This window comes from Gordonia sp. LMA484 (genome assembly GCF_058129505.1).
The window spans coordinates 6,411,486-6,430,536 of record NZ_CM176700.1 but is presented as its reverse complement, the minus strand read 5'-3'; the positions used below and the strand labels follow the sequence as shown (position 1 = coordinate 6,430,536).

Sequence of the window (19,051 nt, the reverse complement as noted above, 5' to 3'; positions counted from 1 at the left end):
AGGGATCAGGAATTCAGACACACCGCCCTCACGGAGCAGGGGATTCAGACACTCGGTCCGATCTGCTCAGGGAGCAGGAGATACACACACCCGGTCCGGGAGCTCGATCGGGATCAAGACACCAACAACAGGAGCAAGCCATGAAAACACAAGCCGCGTTGCTGACCGCGCCCGGAAGCGACTTCACGATTGCCGACATAGACATCGACGAACCGCGCGCCGGCGAGGTGCTCGTACAGATCGTCGCGGTCGGTATCTGCCACACCGACCTCGCGGCCCGCGACGGTGTCCTCCCGTTGGCATTCCCCGGCGTGGCCGGTCACGAGGGTGCAGGCACCGTGCTGGCCATCGGCGACGGAGTGACCAAAGTGGCCGTCGGCGACAAGGTGGGCGTCACCTTCAACAGTTGCGGTGAGTGCACCACCTGCACCACCGGACGCCAGTCCTACTGCGAGAACTTCAACGAGATGAACTACAGCGGGGTCCGTAAAGACGGCAGCACACCGCTGAGCGTGGACGGCAAGCCGGTGGGCGGGATGTTCTTCGGCCAGTCGTCCTTCGCCCGGAGCTCGTCGGCCAACGAACGCAACGTCGTCAAGATCGACGACGACATCCCGTTCGAGTTTCTTGCACCTCTCGGATGCGGCGTGCAGACGGGCGTCGGAGCGGTCATGCGTTCGCTGGCGACCGAGAAAGGATCGACGATCGCCATCGCCGGTGGCGGATCGGTGGGCCTCTCAGCCGCCATCGGCGCGGTGATACAGGATTGCGCCACCATCATTGTCGTCGAGCCGAACCAGAAGCGCCGCGACCTCGCCATCGAACTCGGCGCGACGCATGCCATCGACCCCGCCGTCGGCGATCTCACCGAGCAGGTGCGGGCGATCGCACCGAAGGGTGTCGACTATGTGGTCGACACCACCGGCATCCCCGCCGTGGTCGAAGCATTGATCGGCGCGACAGCGGTTCGCGGCACCGTAGGACTGATCGGTGTGCCGTCGGATCCGACCGGCGCCATCACCCTCAACATCATCGCCGCCCTCACCCTCGGGCTGACCGTCACCGGGATCATCGAGGGTGACAGTGTGCCTGATGAATTCATCCCAGAGCTGGTCGAGCTGTACAAGGACGGTCGACTACCCCTCGACAAGCTCGTCAGCACTTTCCGCTTCGATGACATCAACACGGCCGTGGCAGCCCAGCACGATGGCTCGATCGTCAAGCCGGTCCTCGTGTTCGATGCCGATTAGAACTGTCCGATCTGAATGAGGTACCCGGCCCCATTGCCCCGCCGTGGGGCCGGGTACATTCCATCAGGCAGTCGCGCTCTCCTACGTTGCAGTTGCCAGAGCCAGCACACGCCGCGCTTGCTTCAAGTGCGGCAGGTCGAGCATCTTCCCGTCGATTGCGACGGTTCCGACGTCGTCGGTAAAGGCCTCGACAACTCGTTCGGCGAACGCGACCTCGTCTTGGGTCGGCGTGAACGCGGCGTTGATCGTGTCGACCTGGGCGGGGTGGATTGCAATCCGTCCACTGAAGCCCTCGGCGCGCGCCCGGCGGGAGGTCTCCGCCAGCCCGCGATCGTCACGGATGTCCACGTACAGCGTCTCCACCGCCTCCACATCGGCGGCACGCGCACCCATCAACGTCATCGATCGGACGAGCTGATAGGTGCTTGCCCACTCCCCCGACGCTCCGAGGTTGGTTGTCGCCCCCAAGGCGGCACTGAGATCCTCCGCGCCCCAGGTCAGTCCGTACAGACGCTCCAGCCCCGCATCCGCGAACTCCCCGAGATGGAAAGGAGCGCGCGGCGTTTCGGTCGCGACCGGCAGCACGCGGATGGCACCTGAGGAGACTCCGTGCGCGGCTTCCAGCGCCTCGAGATAGTGATGTACTCGCCGCACGTCGTCGGGACCATTGATCTTGGGGATCATGATGCCCGCCGGCACCGCCGGAACAATGGCAGCCAGGTCGGCGAGCGCGTACTCGGTGTCAATGGGGTTGATGCGCACCCACAGTTGCGGACCGTGCATCTCCCCCAGTTGCGCGACGATGAACTCCGAGACCAGCTCCCGCGCGAGCGGCTTGCGGTTGCTGCTGACCGCGTCCTCGAGATCGAGGATGACCGCGTCGGCGGTGGACCCGACCACCTTGCCCAGCTTCTTCTCGCTGTCACCGGGTACGAACAGGAAGGAGCGGAGTGGCCTGCTCATTGCGGATTCTTCCGCTGCAGGCCGGAACGCTTGCACGACGCGACGAGCTCGTCGTTCTGGTTGTACGCCTGATGCAAGAAGGTGACGATGCCCTGATCGGGTCTCGACTTCGACTCGCGCAGCTCGATCACCTCGGTCACGACATGGATCGTGTCGCCGTGAAACAACGGCTTGGGGAACCTCACCTCGTCCCAACCCAGGTTGGCCACCGCGGTACCCAATGTGGTGTCCCCCACCGAGATGCCGACCATGAGCCCCAGCGTGAACGCACTGTTGACGATGCGCTGACCGAACTGGGTGCCCTTCATGTACTCCTCGTCGAGATGAAGGAGCGCCGGGTTGTGGGTCATCGCCGTGAACAGAACGTTGTCTGTCTCGGTCACGGTACGCCGTATCGGGTGCTCGAACGTCTGTCCGACCGTCAGTTCGTCGAACCACACTCCGGCCATTGAGAATCCTCCATCAGATCAGCTTTCGCAAATGGTACGACCATAAGCGTGAGGTGGTCAACCCACGCCCGACGGCCAGACCAACAGTGTCAGCGGTGACATCTTGGTCGTCTGACCGTGGCGGACGCGATGCGATCGCGAGTGAGGTCCGACCGCTCCGTCAGATCGGGCCGGCCTGTCCCGCTGAGCTCCGGACGGGGTCCTCAATCCGGACCCCGGACCGAGCCCGAACTCTCCGGGGGCGACGTCGCATCGTCGTCCGGATAGGCTGGCCCGATCATGACCGACATCGACGATCCGCTGCTCGAGCGCGGCCGCAACTGCTACGACATCGGCCGCGCCGACCGGCTCGCCTGCATCATCGACGCAGGCGACTACTTTCGCCTCGCCAAGGCGGCGATGCTGGGCGCGCAACGCCGCATCATCCTGATCGGCTGGGATTTCGACACCCGTATTCAGCTGGAACCCGAGGGCGAGAAGCTCGACGGCCCGAACGAGCTCGGCGCGTTCCTCAACTGGCTCGCCAAGCACCGGCCCGGACTCGAGGTCTATCTGCTCAAGTGGAGCGTCGGCGCGTTCTCCGCGATCACTCGTGGGATGGCGCCGGTGTTCATCACCAACCTGATGACCGAGCGCAACGTCCATCTCGAGATCGACACGCATCACCCGCTGCATGCCGCCCACCATCAGAAGATCGCGGTCATCGACGACCGCATCGCCTTCTGCGGCGGAATCGACATGACGGTCGACCGCTGGGACACCTCCGAGCACCGTGACAACGACGAACGCCGCACCACGCCCACGGGCAAACGGTACGGACCCTGGCATGACGCGACGACCGCGGTCGACGGCGACGCCGCACGCGTCGTCGGCGCGGTGGCACGCGACCGATGGCTGGCCGCCACCGGCCAGGAACTGGCCGAGGTGACCGACGTCGACGACGACCCCTGGCCCGCCGACCTCGAACCGACGATGCGGTCTGTCGACGTGGCGGTGGCACGCACCCTGCCCGAGTTGCCCGACCGACACGAGGTCCGCGAGATCGAGCAGTTGTACCTGACCGCGATCCGCGCGGCGCGGCGCAGTCTGTACATCGAGAGCCAGTACCTGGCTGCCCGCACCCTGGCCGACGCCATGGCCGAGCGGCTACGCGAACCCGACGGCCCTGAGATCATCGTCGTCCTGCCCCGCCACGCCGAGGGCTGGCTCGAACAGAAGGCGATGGACGGCGCCCGCCGCCGCCTCCTGCACCAACTGTGGCAGGCCGACTCCCACAACCGCTTTCGCGCCTACCATCCGGTGACGACGTCGGGCGAGGACATCTACGTGCATGCGAAGGTCCTGGTGGTCGATGACCGACTCCTGCGGGTCGGCTCATCTAACCTCAACAATCGCTCGCTCGGCCTCGACAGCGAATGCGACCTCGCGGTCGAGGTCACCGCCGACGACCCACAAGCAGACGAACACCGCCGCGACATCCTCGCCGTCCGTGATCGGCTCCTGGCCGAGCACCTTGCCGTGCCCGTCGAGCAACTGCGCTCCGAGATCGGCGAGCACGGCACGCTCGTGGCAACCGTGGACGCCCTGCGCGGTCAGGGAAAGACTTTGGTGCCCTTCGACTTTTCGACGGTCGAGGATGAAGACAGTCAACTCGCCGAGAACGACCTGGTCGACCCCGAGAGCGCCAAGGGCAACCCGATTCTCACCCGCTCGATCCGGTTCCTGGCCGGGCGGCCGCTGTCCAAGCTCGGGAGGCGGTGAGGTCGTGCGGGCTCTCCGGCGCTTCCAGCAATCAGACGCCCGCCACCGATGACGGTCGTCAGCTCACGCGAGTGCTTGCATTCGCACCAATCCTTCGACCGCCCACAAAGGCTCGGAAAAGTCCGGGTGCACAGGGAGATGCGTGGCACGCGGCAGGACGTGTTCCGACTCGACCAAAACCGTTCCCACCCCGCCGAGTGACGGCGCTCTGCCTCCACCGCTCGAGCGTCAGACCGACGAAACCTCTCGCCCCTGCAACGCCGAGACGACGAGATTGCTTTTCTCGGCGGCCACGCCCGACGTCACCGAGTCGATCCATTGTCGGTTGTCGTGACGGCCGCGAAGTTGGACTGGAACAGCACCATCAGAGTCGCATGCAGGTCCTGCGCCGACACCGAGCCGGCCTCGTTCGCCAGATGGATGGCACCGGTCGCATCCGACAGGATCTCCGCGGCGAACCCGAGACCTTCGGCCTCCACAGCGGTGGCCAGGTCACAGTTGTTGGCCATGTGGCCCACGATCGTGATCGTGTCGATCTCGTTGTCGCGCAGCCAGTCGGCGACGTCGGTGCCGGCGAAAACGCTGCCGTGGACCTTGTGAACGCGTTTGGTGGTCGGGCCGACGCGCTTCTCGATCTCCGGATGCAGGTTCCAGCCGACGGTGCCCTCGACGAAGACGGGCGCACCGGCAGGCATGCGATGCTGCACGATGACCAGCGGCACGTCGTGGGCGGTCGCGGCGTCGATGGCCGCGGTGATGTTGGCCAGCGACTCCTCACGCGGCGGGTACTGGATCTGTAGGGGGCCGTCGAAGTACTCCTGCTGGACGTCGACGACGAAGAGTGCGCGGCGCGGTGCGGTCATTGGGTGACTCCTTGGTTGTCGCACGGAATGTGTGTTCGTCCTCGATTCTTCGTGTCGACACCTTGCCGCACGAGTGGCACGAATGCATACTTTCGATGAGTTCGGGCCATCGGTTCGGCTTCAGCGGGCCGGTCAACGCAGGAGGGCGTATGCGGATCGCGATCTACGCGTTCGACGGGATCACCATGTTCCATCTGGCCGCACCGTTGATGGTCTTCGGTGAGGTCGGGCGCCTCGGCCTCGCCGCGGATTGGACGACCGAAGTGTGGTCGGACCGTGCCGGTTCGGTGCGGACTGCCGAGGGCTACCCCATCGACGGCGTCAGCGGACCCGACGCCACCCGGCGCGCCGACATCGTCATCATGCCGTCCTGGCCGATGTCGTTGCCGGAGTTGGACACGCAACTGCGGCACACCATCACCGATGCCCATGAGCGTGGCGCCACACTCGTCGGACTCTGCCTGGGCGCCTTCCCCATCGCCGATGCCGGGCTGCTCGACGGACGCGACGCCGTCACGCATTGGGAGGCCATGGATAGCCTGGCGCAGCGGCGAGCGGGCCCGAAGGTCGACTCGACGGTGCTCTACATCGACCACGGCGACGTCCTCACCTCGGCCGGCACCGCATCGGCGATCGACGCCTGTGTGCACCTCGTTCGCACCCACCTCGGTTCTGCCGCCGCCACCCGGGTGGCACGATCGCTGGTGGTCGCGCCTCATCGCGAGGGCGGACAGGCCCAGTACATCGAGCGGCCATTGCTCCGACCGGCACACGACGGCGCCATCGGCGACGTTCTCGACTGGGCACTGGGCCGACTCGACCAGCCCCTCACCGTCGACGCCCTCGCCGGCCGCGCACGGATGAGCCGACGCAGCTTTGTCCGACACTTCCGCGACACCACCGGCACCACGCCCGCGCGCTGGATACTCGAACGGCGACTCGACGAGGCCCGCGCCCTGCTCGAGACCACGGACTGGACGATCGATACCGTCGCCACCGCATGCGGCTTCGGCAGCAGCGTCACCCTTCGGCAGAAGTTCGCTGCGGCATATGGGGTTTCACCGAGGGCCTACCGAAAGCAGTTCGCCGCCCACGAGCCGTGACCGCCTCCGATGGCGACGCCTTCGTCGGGCGTGCACCGCCGCGCGGAGACGCGATGGTGCACCGGGAGATTCAGTCGACGTGCGTGACAACCGCCGCCACCAGGCCGTGGATCGCTGCCGCCAGGCGATCGGTGTGACCGGTTCGAATGTGGTGCAGGACGACATCGGGATCGAGCGTGCTCAGCAGGACTCTGGCGAGAATCGTGGCGTCGACACCCGGCCTGGCCTCCGTGAGCAGCTCGGCGATGTGACGATGCCAGAAGGCGTTGATCTCGTCGGCCTGCGAACCGGATGTCGCATTGTCGTAGGCGATCATGAGTTCGACGTTGTCCACGATCAGCGCGAACATGGCGTCGAAGAAAGCGAGGAGCCGGTCGGCGGCGGGCGCGCCCGGACCCAACGGGGGCGGACCGCCGAGCACGGCATCGCGCAGAGTCTGGGCGCGTTCAACCACGAGCGCGCTCATCAGCCCCGCCCGACTACCGAAGCGGTGAAAGATCGTGCCCTTGCCCACTCCTGCGGCCGCCGCGATCTGGTCGACGGAGATGCTCTCGGCACCGTGCGCGGCGAGTAGCCGGTCGGTCGCGTCGAGAATGGCACGTCGATTGCGTGCGGCATCACTGCGCTCTCGTCTCACACCCTGCTCGCTCACGTCCACGTCCCTCTCATTGACAAGTTGACCGGTGGTCCATATGCTACAAGCACACTCTAAGTGGACCGACGGTCAGGTTAGGGCGGCGCTCGACAGTGGCGGTTCGATCACTGCCCCGACGCGCTATGACTCTGTTGCACAACACCTCTGCCGTCACCGAGCTCTCGGAAGGACGTTTACGCATGCCACATTTTCCGAAACCGCCGGAAGGAAGTTGGACGGAGCATTTCGGCATCGACACGCGACCGATGTCGTATGACGACTCGATCAGTCCTGAGTACTACGACGTCGAGCGCGACGCGATCTTCGGGCATTCGTGGCTCAACGTCGGACGCGTCGAGCAGGCGCCGACCACGGGGACGTTCTTCACGAAGCCGATCGACGCCCTCGATGCCTCCGTCCTGGTCGTACGAGGCGATGGCGCCCGATGGCATGCGTGGACATTGCCGCTTCGATACCTACCCGCATCTCTCCGGCAGGACAGATTCGATCCGGCCGATGCCGAAAGTTACATGACCCCACTGCACGTCGACGTGTGGGAGGGTTTTCTGTTCGTCAACTTCGACGCGGACAACACCACGACCCTGGACGACTACCTCGGGAAGTTCGCGGCCGGTATGACGGGGTATCCCTTCGACAAGCTCACCCACGTCTACAAATTCCAGTCGCATGTGCGCAGTAACTGGAAGCTCTACATCGATGCGTTCGCGGAGTTCTATCACGCGCCGGTGCTGCACGCGAAACAGTATGTGTCCGACGAGTCGCGAAAACTGTTGAACCACGGGTTCGAAGCGCTGCACTATGACATCGACGGCCCGCACGGCATGGTGTCGTCGTGGGGCGGCATGGCACCGCCCAAAGACCCCATGATGGTCAAGCCGATCGAACGCGTCTTACGGAGCGGCAACTTCGGTCCGTGGGACAAGCCCGACATTCCCGAACTCACCATGCTGCCCTCCGGCCTCAACCCGACCGGACACACGTCGTGGGGGCTGGACTCCTACGTCTTCTTCCCGAACTTCATGATCGTGGTGTGGGAGCCGGGGTGGTATCTGACATATCACTACTGGCCACTTGCCTACAACGAGCACATCTTCGAGGGCACGCTCTACATGGCACCACCCACCACACCGTCTGACCGCATGCGGCAAGAACTGGCTGCGGTCACCTTCAAGGAGTTCGGACTCCAGGACTGCAACACCTTGGAGGCGACACAGACGATGCTCGAGACCCGAGCCGTTACCCACTTTCCGCTCAACGACCAGGAAGTCCTGCTCCGACATCTGCACGGTTCAGCGCGACGCTACGTCGAGAAGGGTCCAGCGTCGCTCCGACACCACCACCGGCTCGCCGACCATCGGCAATGATCGACAGGAGATCGACAGTGTCCGCTAGGGCGTGTCTCATAACCGTTTGAGCCAGGTGATGATGGCGTTGAGTACGACGCCGCCGCGGTAGTTGAGGTTGTGTTTGTCGTAGCGGGTGGCGATGCCGCGCCATTGTTTGCAGCGTTGAAAGCTACGTTCAACGACGTTGCGGCCCTTGTAGTCCTCGGCGTCGAAGCTTGGTGGTCGTCCGCCCTTGGAGCCTTTGGCTTTGCGTTTTCGCAGCTGATCGTCGGGTTGCGGGATGACCGCCTCGATGCCGCGTGAGCGCAACTGTTCGCGGATCGCTCTCGACGAGTAGGCCTTGTCGCCACGGAGCTTGTCGGGTCGGGTTCGGGCACGCCCCGGGCCGCTGCTGTTGACGCGCAGGTGCCCGGTCAGGACCGGCAACATCGGAGCATCCCCGGCCTGGCCCGGACCGCACACCACCACCAACGGCATCCCGTGACCGTCGACCAGATGATGAATCTTGGAGCTCAGCCCACCCCGCGACCTGCCAACACCGTGGTCAGGCGGCTCCTCGAGCAGATTCATGTAATTCGACGGGTCCCCCTGTGTCACGCGCGATGTTCGTCGCGTGTTGATGGGCGCGGTTCACGGTGGAGTCGACACTGACCGCCCAGTCAATGAGCTCGGCGTCCTCGGCCGCAGTGAGCGCCATCGCGAAGATCCGATCCCAGGTGCCGTCCTTGCTGTACTGGTTATGTCGTCGCCACGCTGTTTTCCAGGAACCGAACTGCTCGGGCAGGTCCCGCCACGGGGACCCGGTACGGTAGCGCCACACGATCGCTTCAACCACCACGCGATGATCTCGAAACGGCCTGCCTCCCTTGGCCGACGCCCGTGGCATCAACGGTTCGATACGAGCCCACATCTCATCCGACAACATCTGCATCCGCGCCACACCTCGACACTGACAGACCAACGACCAAACGGTTACGAGACACGCCCTAGCCTTCCCGCCGCCTTCGCCGATCTCGAACCATTCGCCGAGTGGGCACTGCAGTCCGAGGGTGAACGCTACGCAAAACGACTGTCCAGCACGATGGTCGAGTTGCAGACCTTCTACTCCGCCGCATTCCCACGACTCGCCGACGCCGCCACCTACCTCGACCAGTACCCGCTCGACGAGCTGCCCGACGACGCCTATCAGCTTCTGCTGCTCACCTATTCGCTGATCTGTGTGTCATTTCCCATCGAGGCATGGCATCAACCCCGGGTGCCCGACACCGGCGCAGCAACCATGGACGCAGTCATCGAGCCAGTCCCCTGACGCTCGGCGACGATCACCTGCACACTCCGTTGGTGCGTACGTCAACGGACCACCCGATCATCAGAAAGGCCATCACAACCGTGAACCGATCAGTCAACAGCACAGGAGCGCCGGCGTGGGCGTGAGGACCGCGGTCGTCACCGGTGGCGGGTCCGGAATCGGCGCAGCAGTCGCCCGGCGACTGGTGGCCGAGGGCTACCAGGTGGCGACCATCGATCGAAATCCCAACGACGACGACAACTCCGAGGTCGCCGACGTAACCGATCGCTCACAGGTCGACGGCGCGCTCGCCGCTATCCGCAACCGTTTCGGCCCCATCACCGTCCTCGTGAACGCGGCCGGAATCGTCGGCAACGCACGGTTCGTCGACATTGACTTCGATGCGTGGCTGGAGGTCATCAACGTCAACTTGCACGGCACCTACCATTGCACCCAGGCGGTCCTGCCCGACATGCTCAGCGGCAAGTGGGGTCGAATCGTGAACATCTCGTCGTCGAGTGCGCATTCCGGTCAGCCGTACATGACTCACTATGTTGCCGCCAAATCCGCCGTCAACGGGCTGACCAAGGCGCTGGCCCTAGAACTCGGCCCGTTGGGCATCACGGTCAATGCGGTACCACCCGGTTTCGTCGACACACCCCTACTTCGCCGCGATGAAGAACTCAACCGATTGGGCGGATCCGTCGATGACCACATCCTGCGGACTCCTGTCCGTCGAGTCGGCAAACCCGAGGATGTCGCCGCGGCCTGTGCATTCCTGATCTCCGAGGACGCCGGCTACATCACCGGGCAGATCCTCGGCGTCAACGGCGGACGCAACACCTGACGCGAAACCTCAAGCGACGGCACCTCAGCCGATCGCGTGATCCTCGGTGTCGATCGTCTCCTGGCTCGCCGCCCACGAGGCGAGAAGCTTGAGACCATCGGCGGTCGGTGTGCCCGCCGCGGCCGTGTAGATGTTCAGATACAACCCCGGCTCGGACGGCAGTTCCATCCCCTCGAAGTCGAGGTCGAGCTGCCCGACGGCCGGGTGCCGGAGACGTTTGCGGCCACTGCGGTGGAATCGCACATCCTGCGACGCCCAGCGTTGACGAAACAGTTCACTGCGCGTGGACAATTCACCGACGAGCTGGATCAGCGCCTTGTCGTTCGGATTTCTCCCGGCTTCGAGGCGCAGCATCGCGGCGGCGTCGCGGGCGATCTGGTCGTAATCGACAAAGAACTCCTCCGCCTCGTCGGGATGCAGGTAGATGAAGCGGGTCGTGTTGGCGGGCCGCCGGGGGTGAGCGAGGACAGGCGAATAGAGAGCCCGCGCAAGCTGATTCATCGCGACGATGTCGTGACGACCGTTGCGCACCCACGCGGGCGCGTCGGAGATGGCGTCGAGGACCTGCTGAATGGCCGGGCGCACGGTGGTGGCCGGCGGGCGGATTCGCCGCGTCCCGGCGCCCGCCTGCGATTGGCGTGCCAAGGCGAACAGGTGATCGCGTTCGGCCTCGTCGAGTTGCAGCGCGCCGGCCAGCGCGGCCAGCACACCTTCTGATGCGCCGGCCAGATTGCCGCGCTCCATCCGGACGTAGTAGTCGACGGACACACCGGCGAGCAGCGCCACCTCCTCGCGACGCAATCCCTTCACCCGGCGGTTGCCGCCGTACGCCGGCAACCCCGCCTGATCAGGGGTGATGCGAGCGCGTCGCGAGCTGAGGAACTCGCGGATCTGGGTGCGCAGGTCGGTGGTATCCATGGATCCCAGGGTAGGCAGGGTGCCGCACACCAGGGAGGTACTGGCAGTACCCGGAACGACCGTGACTCCCCACGCCCGTGCAAACGCGGTCTGATGGATGTCATGAAAGCTACCTACATGTACGGCGCCGGCGACGTCCGCGTCATCGACGTCCCCGATCCCATCATTGAGCAACCGACCGACGCGCTCGTCCGAGTGACCCGTGCCTGCGTGTGTGGCAGCGACCTGCACCCGTACCACTCGATGCCCGCCACCCCCGACGGCTCGCCCATGGGCCATGAGTTCATCGGGGTGGTGGAGGCAGTGGGTGCCGACGTCACCACACTGAGCGTCGGCGACTTCGTCATCGCCCCGTTCGCCGTCTCCTGCGGGACCTGCGAGTTCTGCCGTGCCGGTCTGCAGACCTCGTGTGTACGCGGCGGATTCTGGAGCGATGCCCAGCTCGGCACCGCCGGCGCCCAGGCAGAGGCCGTGCGGGTGCCGCTCGCCGACGGCACGCTGGTCACCGCGCCCGTGGATGCCAACGCCGACGACGCACTGTTGGCCTCACTGCTCACTCTCTCGGACGTGTACGGCACCGGATGGCATGCGGCCGTGCGGGGCGGGGTGACTGCCGGAAGCTCGGTCACCGTGATCGGTGACGGCGCCGTCGGACTGCTCGCGGTGCTGTCGGCTCGGCAGCTCGGCGCCGAACAGATCATCCTGATGGGTCGCCACCGGGCCCGGACCGATCTGGGCCGTGAGTTCGGCGCCACCGATGTGGTCGCCGCACGCGGCGACGAGGGCATCGAGCAGGTCCGCGACCTCACCGGCGGTCTGGGCAGCCAGATCGTGCTGGAAGCCGTCGGACATCGACCCGCCTACGACCAGGCGATCGGCGCGGTCCGCGCCGGCGGCACCATCAGCCGCGTCGGCGTACCGCAGTACGACGAGGCGCCCGTCGGTTTCGGCAGCCTCTTCGGCCCCAACGTGACCCTGACCGGCGGTCCCGCCCCGGTCCGCGCCTACATCGAGCAGCTGCTGCCCGCCGTGCTCGACGGCACCGTGGCTCCGGGCAAGGTGTTCGACCGGACGATGTCGTTGACCGAGACCCCCAAGGCGTACACCGCGATGGACGCCCGCGAGGCCTTGAAGGTCGCGGTTCGTCCGTGATCGCCGGCGTGAGCATCCGATGATCGGCACCTGAAAAGAGGAGAAATCAATGGAGATCGACCCACTCACCCCCACCACCAAGAACCCGCCCGAACAGTTCACCGGCGACGTCTGGCTCGACCCGATCGCGTTCCCACGCGAATCCGGCCAGACCATGGTGGTGGCGAAGGTGCGGTTCGCGCCCGGCGCCCGCACCGCGTGGCATTCGCACGCACGCGGACAGACCCTGCACATCACCCAGGGAGTCGCCTGGGTCCAGTCCCGCGGCGGCGCCAAGGTCGAGGCGCATCCCGGGCAGACCCTGTACTGCCCTCCCGGAGAAGAACACTGGCACGGTGCGAGTAGCGACTCGTTCATGGAGCACCTCGCCATGCTCGACAACGCCGACGACCCGGCCACCACAACGACCTGGCTCGAACACGTCACCGACGACGAGTACCTGGCCCGTTGAGGGTGACCCTACGAACTAATCGGACTTCCACCCTCGCTCCCTGAGGAGGCCCGGAGCGCTAGCAGAGACCGTCCACTCCGCTCCCTGAGCCTCGATCTTTCATGTGGTGGTGGGTTGGGGGTTTCGGCGGCTGGGTGTGGGGTTGGTGTGGTGTGGGTGTGGGTGATCGCCGGCGCTGGTGTTCGCCGGTTCTTCGGGTCCTGGGTTGAGGGGCAGGGGCTGCTGTGTGGTGTGTCAGGCGGCGTGCAGGGCGGTGTAGCCCTGGTAGATGAGGTCGTTGTAGGGCCAGCCGCGGGGTAGTCGTAGCAGGTGGCGTCGGCCGGTGTGGATGGTGCGTCCGGCCACGGCGAGGATGCATAGGCGCATGCGTTTGGGTTCGAAGAGGCGCGCGGGGTGGTGTTCGGGCCAGCATAGGGTTTGGGTCCAGGCCAAGAGTTCGGCGGCCAGGCAGACGATTTCGAGCCAGATCTGGTTTTTGGTGAACTCGTGGAAGGGCAGGTTGGCCATGCCGGTGTCTTTGAGGTTGCGGATGCGGTCTTCGGCGCGGGCGCGTTGGCGGTGGCGTAGTTCCAGGACCGGCAGGGTCCAGCCGGTGCCGCGGGTGTTGGTGGCGAACGCAGTGTAGCGGCGGCCGTCGATGTCGGTCAGGCGTAGTTGGGCGCCGGGGTCGGGGTATTCGCGGCGCACGATGACGCGCATCCCGGCCGGCCAGGGGTCGGTGGGGTCGGCGGCGGGGACGATCAGGTCGGTGAGCTCGGCGACCTGGGCGCCGTTGCGGGGTTGTTCGTCACCGTTGAACGCATCGCGCCAGGCCTGCTCGGGCAGCGCGGCGATGGCGGTTTTGACGTTGTCGTAGAGGGTGAACCCGATCGAGTACGCGAGTTTCTCGGCGCGCAGGAACCTGAGGAATTTTTTGGAACAGCCGCCGGCGTCGGTGCGGAGCAGCACCTGGGGGCGTTCGGCGGCGGGCAGTTGGGCCAGCGCGGCGGTCGTGGTGTTGATGTGCAGGTCGGCGCCTTGTGGGGAGGCGCCGCCGCGGCGTAGATCGATGATCAGTGGTTCGCCGGTGCCGTACTGGCCGTGATCGACGAACGCGCACATCGGGGAATGCCCGAACTGGCGTTTGTAGGTCAGTTGGGCGTGTTCTTTGAGTGAATGCGCACCGATGGTGGTGGCGTCGAGATCGACGATCACCTGCCCCCCATCGCGGGTGCCGGGTGTTCCGGCCAGCGGGCGCGCCCGCGTCCATACCCGGGTGCGGGCCGCGGCACGCGCGGCGCGGATCGCCGGTAGCGCCGTGCTCAGGTCGTCGGCCAACACGCTGATCAGCCGGGAGAACGTCGCATCCGAGGCCACCGGCCCGAACAGGTCGGGTTGGGCTCGCACGATCGCCACGTCGGCCGCGCAGTCACCGCCCAGAGCCAACGCGATCGCCAGATCCAGCAGCATCAGGCCCGGATCATGGGTGGCCCGCGGCGAGGTCCACGGCGCCAACGCCGCCGATAACGCCTCGTCCAGGCCCGCGACCTGCGCCGCGTCACGCAGCAGCAACGCCCCCGACGAACTCGTCAGCGACTCGCGGCGTTGATCATCGACAACCAGACGGGGATAGCGGTTATGCTTCACCTGCGAAGTGCCTTTCTGCCAGGAATTATTGTGTTGTGGAGATTCAATAATCCCTTGCCAGGTAGGCACTTTCGCATTTCCCACGCCGAACACCCCAAACAAACATGAAAGATCCAGGCTGAGGAGGCCCGGAGCGCTAGCGGAGGGCCGTCACGAAGGGCCACCCATGCACTCCTCCGGTGCTCGAACTCGCGGCGCCGACGGACATTCCGTCTGCGTGACCCTGACCGCGCCCACTAACGATCGGAGATCCCATGAACGCCTTTGACACCGCGACGGCGCGGTCGATCACCGCGCCCCAAGAGGTCGAACTCGCCACCCGCCGCCGCGACGGCAGTCTCCGCACTCCGCGGATCATCTGGATCGTCGCGGTGGGCGACCGGGTCTTCATCCGCTCGACCAACGGGCGCTCTGCGTCCTGGTTCACCTGGGCGCTGGCCACCGGCGCCGGGCAGATCACCGCCGGCCCCACCACCGTTGACGTCACGTTCACAGAGGCCGACGACGACGATCTGGCCTCGGTGGACCGCGCTTACCGCGACAAATACGGCAGCTACGCCTCGATCGTGGATCACCTCGAAGAACCCGGGCCTCGTGGCGCGACACTCGAAGTGGGCCCCGCAGGCCCATAGGGCGCGGCCGCCGCTGTGGGCGACCACCGGGCCCAACTCACCGCAGCACGAAATGCACTGCCAGCGCGACGAAGACAATCGAACAGCCGATCGCGCTCAGCCCCAAGGCGATCAAGATGCCACTCTCGGTCGGAAACGTGCCCGGCCCGGGGTGCGCGGCCAGCACCGCTCCCGACAATGCGCTACCGCCGGCACCACCCACGGTGCGCAGAACCTGGTTGAAACTGACGGCGCTGCCCAACTCTTCGGTGACCACCGTGCGCGCGATCAGCGCTGGCATCGCGGCATACGCCGTGCCGAGGCCGACGCCGAACAGGAACATCCCGATCAGGATCTCCCACAACGCGTCGTGGGCGAACAGCATCAGAAACGCGGCGACCGCCATGGTCGCAGTACCCAGCCGCAGCAGTGTGGGTAAACCGATCCGGGCCGCCAACAGTCGCACCACTCGGTTCGCCCCGAAGCTCCCGACCGACAGCGGGAGCATCACGAAGCCGGCCCACAGCAACGGCAGGGCGATGCCGTACCCCGTGCTGGTGGGTGCCTGCGCGATGAGACTGGCAATCGAGAGTCCTACGTACAGTGCGGCGCCGAGCCCGATCGCAGTGCCGTTGGCCAGCAGGACGTCGGTGTGGCGGAAGATGCGCAGATTGATCATCGGGTGTGGGGCGCGCAGTTCGACCACACCCCATCCGATCAGCACCACGATTCCGATCACCAGCGCTGCCAGCGTGCGGGGATCGAGCCACCCCCAGTCGGGGCCTTCACTGATCGCCAGCAACACTCCTGAGAGCCCGATGCCGAGCAGCACCGCGCCCGGCACGTCGAACCGTTGCCGCGGCGCGCGCTCGTCGGGGCCGGAGGGAACCACCACCCAGACGGTGATCATCGCGGTGATGAGAAACAGCGCCGCGGCGACGAACGCCATCCGGAATCCGAAGCCCGACGCCAGTACTCCGGTCAGCGGGTAGCCGACGCCGAGGCCGGTCGCCACGGTCACCGACAGCGCCGAGATGCCCGGTCGCACCAGCTCGTCGGACAGGTAGCGACGCGCGAGGGCGATCGTGACCGGCACGATGCCGTAGGACAGTCCCTGCAGGGCTCGACCGGCCAAGAACACACCGAACGAGGGTGCCGTCGCCGCCATCACCGAACCGAGCAGGATCACCGCGAGCGCCCAGATCAGCAGCCGTTTCTTGTGCGGGCCGTCGCTGAGCCGACCCATGACCGGAGTGGTCACCGCGCCGACGAGCAGGTTGATGGTGAGCATCCACTGCGCGGAGCCCACCGCCACGTCGTACTCTTCGGCCACGCTGGGCACCAGCAGCATGCCCAGCGAACTGACCACAGCAGTCGATAGCGCCGCGTAGACCAGGCCGGGCAGCAGTCGTGTCGAGGTTCCGGCCATCTGGCCACCCTATCGACAACGCACGCCACCCCCCACGGCCCCTGAGGAGCGCGTCACCCCCACGGTCCCTGAGCTGAGGAGCGAGCTTGCGAGCGTCACGAAGGGCCACCCCACGCTCCCTGAGGAGCGAGCTTGCGAGCGTCACGAAGGGCCCGCCCTCGCTAGCGCTCCGGACCTCCTCAGCCTCGATCTTTCATGTGGTGGTGGGTTGGGGGTTTCGGCGGCTGGGTGTGGGGTTGGTGTGGTGTGGGTGTGGGTGATCGCCGGCGCTGGTGTTCGCCGGTTCTTCGGGTCCTGGGTTGAGGGGCAGGGGCTGCTGTGTGGTGTGTCAGGCGGCGTGCAGGGCGGTGTAGCCCTGGTAGATGAGGTCGTTGTAGGGCCAGCCGCGGGGTAGTCGTAGCAGGTGGCGTCGGCCGGTGTGGATGGTGCGTCCGGCCACGGCGAGGATGCATAGGCGCATGCGTTTGGGTTCGAAGAGGCGCGCGGGGTGGTGTTCGGGCCAGCATAGGGTTTGGGTCCAGGCCAAGAGTTCGGCGGCCAGGCAGACGATTTCGAGCCAGATCTGGTTTTTGGTGAACTCGTGGAAGGGCAGGTTGGCCATGCCGGTGTCTTTGAGGTTGCGGATGCGGTCTTCGGCGCGGGCGCGTTGGCGGTGGCGTAGTTCCAGGACCGGCAGGGTCCAGCCGGTGCCGCGGGTGTTGGTGGCGAACGCAGTGTAGCGGCGGCCGTCGATGTCGGTCAGGCGTAGTTGGGCGCCGGGGTCGGGGTATTCGCGGCGCACGATGACGCGCATCCCGGCCGGCCAGGGGTCGGTGGGGTCGGCGGCGGGGACGATCAGGTCGGTGAGCTCGGCGACCTGGGCGCCGTTGCGGGGTTGTTCGTCACCGTTGAACGCATCGCGCCAGGCCTGCTCGGGCAGCGCGGCGATGGCGGTTTTGACGTTGTCGTAGAGGGTGAACCCGATCGAGTACGCGAGTTTCTCGGCGCGCAGGAACCTGAGGAATTTTTTGGAACAGCCGCCGGCGTCGGTGCGGAGCAGCACCTGGGGGCGTTCGGCGGCGGGCAGTTGGGCCAGCGCGGCGGTCGTGGTGTTGATGTGCAGGTCGGCGCCTTGTGGGGAGGCGCCGCCGCGGCGTAGATCGATGATCAGTGGTTCGCCGGTGCCGTACTGGCCGTGATCGACGAACGCGCACATCGGGGAATGCCCGAACTGGCGTTTGTAGGTCAGTTGGGCGTGTTCTTTGAGTGAATGCGCACCGATGGTGGTGGCGTCGAGATCGACGATCACCTGCCCCCCATCGCGGGTGCCGGGTGTTCCGGCCAGCGGGCGCGCCCGCGTCCATACCCGGGTGCGGGCCGCGGCACGCGCGGCGCGGATCGCCGGTAGCGCCGTGCTCAGGTCGTCGGCCAACACGCTGATCAGCCGGGAGAACGTCGCATCCGAGGCCACCGGCCCGAACAGGTCGGGTTGGGCTCGCACGATCGCCACGTCGGCCGCGCAGTCACCGCCCAGAGCCAACGCGATCGCCAGATCCAGCAGCATCAGGCCCGGATCATGGGTGGCCCGCGGCGAGGTCCACGGCGCCAACGCCGCCGATAACGCCTCGTCCAGGCCCGCGACCTGCGCCGCGTCACGCAGCAGCAACGCCCCCGACGAACTCGTCAGCGACTCGCGGCGTTGATCATCGACAACCAGACGGGGATAGCGGTTATGCTTCACCTGCGAAGTGCCTTTCTGCCAGGAATTATTGTGTTGTGGAGATTCAATAATCCCTTGCCAGGTAGGCACTTTCGCATTTCCCACGCCGAACACCCCAAACAAACATGAAAGATCCAGGCTCAGGGACCGGGGGGATCCCGGGATCGGACCTCCTCAGCGATCGAAGACGAGGGTGGGCCAGCGCGCCCCACCTGCGCTAATCTGAGCCGGGCAACCCCATATCGGAGGTCACATGAGCGAGAACATCATCCGCCTGATGGGAGCCAACCTCCTCGAGGTGTTCAACGAACGTGACCGCGATCGTCGCTGGGACGCGATCGTCCGCACCTACGCCGCGGATGTCGTCTTCACCGACGCCGAGGGCACGGCGACTGGGCACGAGCAGCTCACGACGAAGGTCGACGCCCTGCTCGATGGTCCCCTCAACGGACTGTCCTTCATCAAAGCCGGTCCGATTCATCAGGTTCCGGGGATGGGTCACCTGGCGTGGAGTGTGGTGGCACCCGGCTCCGACCAGGTGATCGCGTCGGGGTTCGATGTGGCACTGATCGAGGATGGCAAGATCGCCAAATTGTTCACGGTTCTCACCTGATCCTCGGTCCCTGAGGAGCGAGCTTGC

Annotated in this window: 17 protein-coding genes and 2 pseudogenes; 10 read left to right on the top strand and 9 right to left on the bottom strand. The window is 65.9% G+C overall.

The features are described 5' to 3' along the window. Positions 1 to 140 precede the first annotated feature (140 nt). A complete protein-coding gene (locus AC4AMJ_RS28585) occupies positions 141 to 1,250 on the top strand; it encodes an NAD(P)-dependent alcohol dehydrogenase (protein ID WP_489916366.1) in 1,110 nt (369 codons plus the stop codon). A gap of 81 nt (positions 1,251 to 1,331) precedes the next feature. Here AC4AMJ_RS28585 and AC4AMJ_RS28580 read toward each other — a convergent pair whose 3' ends face one another. Then, positions 1,332 to 2,213, bottom strand: coding sequence for an HpcH/HpaI aldolase/citrate lyase family protein (locus AC4AMJ_RS28580; protein WP_489897713.1), 882 nt, complete (start codon positions 2,211 to 2,213; stop codon positions 1,332 to 1,334). Continuing rightward, positions 2,210 to 2,662 (bottom strand): MaoC family dehydratase, encoded by a 453-nt coding sequence (locus tag AC4AMJ_RS28575; protein ID WP_489897714.1) that lies wholly within the window; start codon positions 2,660 to 2,662, stop codon positions 2,210 to 2,212. Before AC4AMJ_RS28575 ends, AC4AMJ_RS28580 begins: the two co-directional genes overlap by 4 nt. Positions 2,663 to 2,941: 279 nt before the next feature. On the opposite strand from AC4AMJ_RS28575, the gene AC4AMJ_RS28570 reads away from it, so the two are divergent. Continuing rightward, positions 2,942 to 4,423 (top strand): phospholipase D-like domain-containing protein, encoded by a 1,482-nt coding sequence (locus AC4AMJ_RS28570; RefSeq protein ID WP_489897715.1) that lies wholly within the window; start codon positions 2,942 to 2,944, stop codon positions 4,421 to 4,423. A gap of 228 nt (positions 4,424 to 4,651) precedes the next feature. Here AC4AMJ_RS28570 and AC4AMJ_RS28565 read toward each other — a convergent pair. Continuing rightward, positions 4,652 to 5,286: pseudogene (locus AC4AMJ_RS28565) on the bottom strand (isochorismatase family protein). Positions 5,287 to 5,435: 149 nt separating this feature from the next. Between AC4AMJ_RS28565 and AC4AMJ_RS28560 the strand changes: the two are divergent. After that, positions 5,436 to 6,389, top strand: a complete 954-nt coding sequence (locus AC4AMJ_RS28560) for a GlxA family transcriptional regulator (protein WP_489897717.1) — start codon at positions 5,436 to 5,438, stop codon at positions 6,387 to 6,389. Between the two features lie 70 nt (positions 6,390 to 6,459). On the opposite strand, the gene AC4AMJ_RS28555 is transcribed toward AC4AMJ_RS28560, so the two are convergent. After that, positions 6,460 to 7,041, bottom strand: a complete 582-nt coding sequence (locus AC4AMJ_RS28555; protein ID WP_489916364.1) for a TetR/AcrR family transcriptional regulator — start codon at positions 7,039 to 7,041, stop codon at positions 6,460 to 6,462. Positions 7,042 to 7,223: 182 nt separating this feature from the next. Here AC4AMJ_RS28555 and AC4AMJ_RS28550 point away from each other — a divergent pair, with 182 nt between their 5' ends. After that, positions 7,224 to 8,408 (top strand): aromatic ring-hydroxylating dioxygenase subunit alpha, encoded by a 1,185-nt coding sequence (locus tag AC4AMJ_RS28550; RefSeq protein ID WP_489916362.1) that lies wholly within the window; start codon positions 7,224 to 7,226, stop codon positions 8,406 to 8,408. Between the two features lie 36 nt (positions 8,409 to 8,444). Here the strand turns inward: AC4AMJ_RS28550 and AC4AMJ_RS28545 are convergent. Then, positions 8,445 to 9,330 (bottom strand): annotated as a pseudogene (locus tag AC4AMJ_RS28545) (IS5 family transposase). A 9-nt stretch (positions 9,331 to 9,339) separates the two neighbouring features. Here AC4AMJ_RS28545 and AC4AMJ_RS28540 point away from each other — a divergent pair. After that, a complete protein-coding gene (locus AC4AMJ_RS28540; protein ID WP_489918540.1) occupies positions 9,340 to 9,699 on the top strand; it encodes a hypothetical protein in 360 nt (119 codons plus the stop codon). A 121-nt stretch (positions 9,700 to 9,820) separates the two neighbouring features. Then, complete coding sequence (locus AC4AMJ_RS28535; protein WP_489918539.1) at positions 9,821 to 10,525, top strand: SDR family NAD(P)-dependent oxidoreductase; 705 nt, start codon at positions 9,821 to 9,823, stop codon at positions 10,523 to 10,525. Positions 10,526 to 10,549: 24 nt separating this feature from the next. Here AC4AMJ_RS28535 and AC4AMJ_RS28530 read toward each other — a convergent pair whose 3' ends face one another. After that, entirely contained in the window at positions 10,550 to 11,443 is an 894-nt protein-coding gene (locus AC4AMJ_RS28530; RefSeq protein ID WP_489916360.1) for an MmyB family transcriptional regulator, read from the bottom strand. Positions 11,444 to 11,545: 102 nt separating this feature from the next. On the opposite strand from AC4AMJ_RS28530, the gene AC4AMJ_RS28525 reads away from it, so the two are divergent. Together AC4AMJ_RS28525 and AC4AMJ_RS28520 are read left to right on the top strand one after the other, a co-directional pair. After that, entirely contained in the window at positions 11,546 to 12,595 is a 1,050-nt protein-coding gene (locus AC4AMJ_RS28525; protein WP_489916358.1) for an alcohol dehydrogenase catalytic domain-containing protein, read from the top strand. A 49-nt stretch (positions 12,596 to 12,644) separates the two neighbouring features. Continuing rightward, entirely contained in the window at positions 12,645 to 13,046 is a 402-nt protein-coding gene (locus tag AC4AMJ_RS28520) for a (R)-mandelonitrile lyase (RefSeq protein WP_489916356.1), read from the top strand. 234 nt (positions 13,047 to 13,280) lie between these two features. Here the strand turns inward: AC4AMJ_RS28520 and AC4AMJ_RS28515 are convergent, their stop codons facing one another. Continuing rightward, positions 13,281 to 14,672: an IS1380 family transposase gene (locus AC4AMJ_RS28515; protein WP_489897037.1), complete on the bottom strand. Its 1,392-nt coding sequence runs from the start codon at positions 14,670 to 14,672 to the stop codon at positions 13,281 to 13,283. Positions 14,673 to 14,926: 254 nt separating this feature from the next. Between AC4AMJ_RS28515 and AC4AMJ_RS28510 the strand changes: the two genes are divergently transcribed. Further along, positions 14,927 to 15,304 (top strand): DUF2255 family protein, encoded by a 378-nt coding sequence (locus AC4AMJ_RS28510; protein ID WP_489916354.1) that lies wholly within the window; start codon positions 14,927 to 14,929, stop codon positions 15,302 to 15,304. 37 nt (positions 15,305 to 15,341) lie between these two features. Here the strand turns inward: AC4AMJ_RS28510 and AC4AMJ_RS28505 are convergent, their stop codons facing one another. Continuing rightward, complete coding sequence (locus tag AC4AMJ_RS28505) at positions 15,342 to 16,712, bottom strand: MFS transporter (RefSeq protein ID WP_489916352.1); 1,371 nt, start codon at positions 16,710 to 16,712, stop codon at positions 15,342 to 15,344. A gap of 328 nt (positions 16,713 to 17,040) precedes the next feature. Then, positions 17,041 to 18,432 carry an IS1380 family transposase gene (locus tag AC4AMJ_RS28500; RefSeq protein ID WP_489897037.1) on the bottom strand — a complete coding sequence of 464 codons (1,392 nt, stop codon included), beginning with the start codon at positions 18,430 to 18,432 and terminating at the stop codon, positions 17,041 to 17,043. Between the two features lie 232 nt (positions 18,433 to 18,664). Here AC4AMJ_RS28500 and AC4AMJ_RS28495 point away from each other — a divergent pair, with 232 nt between their 5' ends. Next, the gene (locus AC4AMJ_RS28495; RefSeq protein ID WP_489916350.1) at positions 18,665 to 19,024 is read left to right on the top strand and encodes a nuclear transport factor 2 family protein; all 360 of its coding nucleotides are present in this window, start codon (positions 18,665 to 18,667) and stop codon (positions 19,022 to 19,024) included. The last annotated feature ends 27 nt before the right edge of the window (positions 19,025 to 19,051 follow it).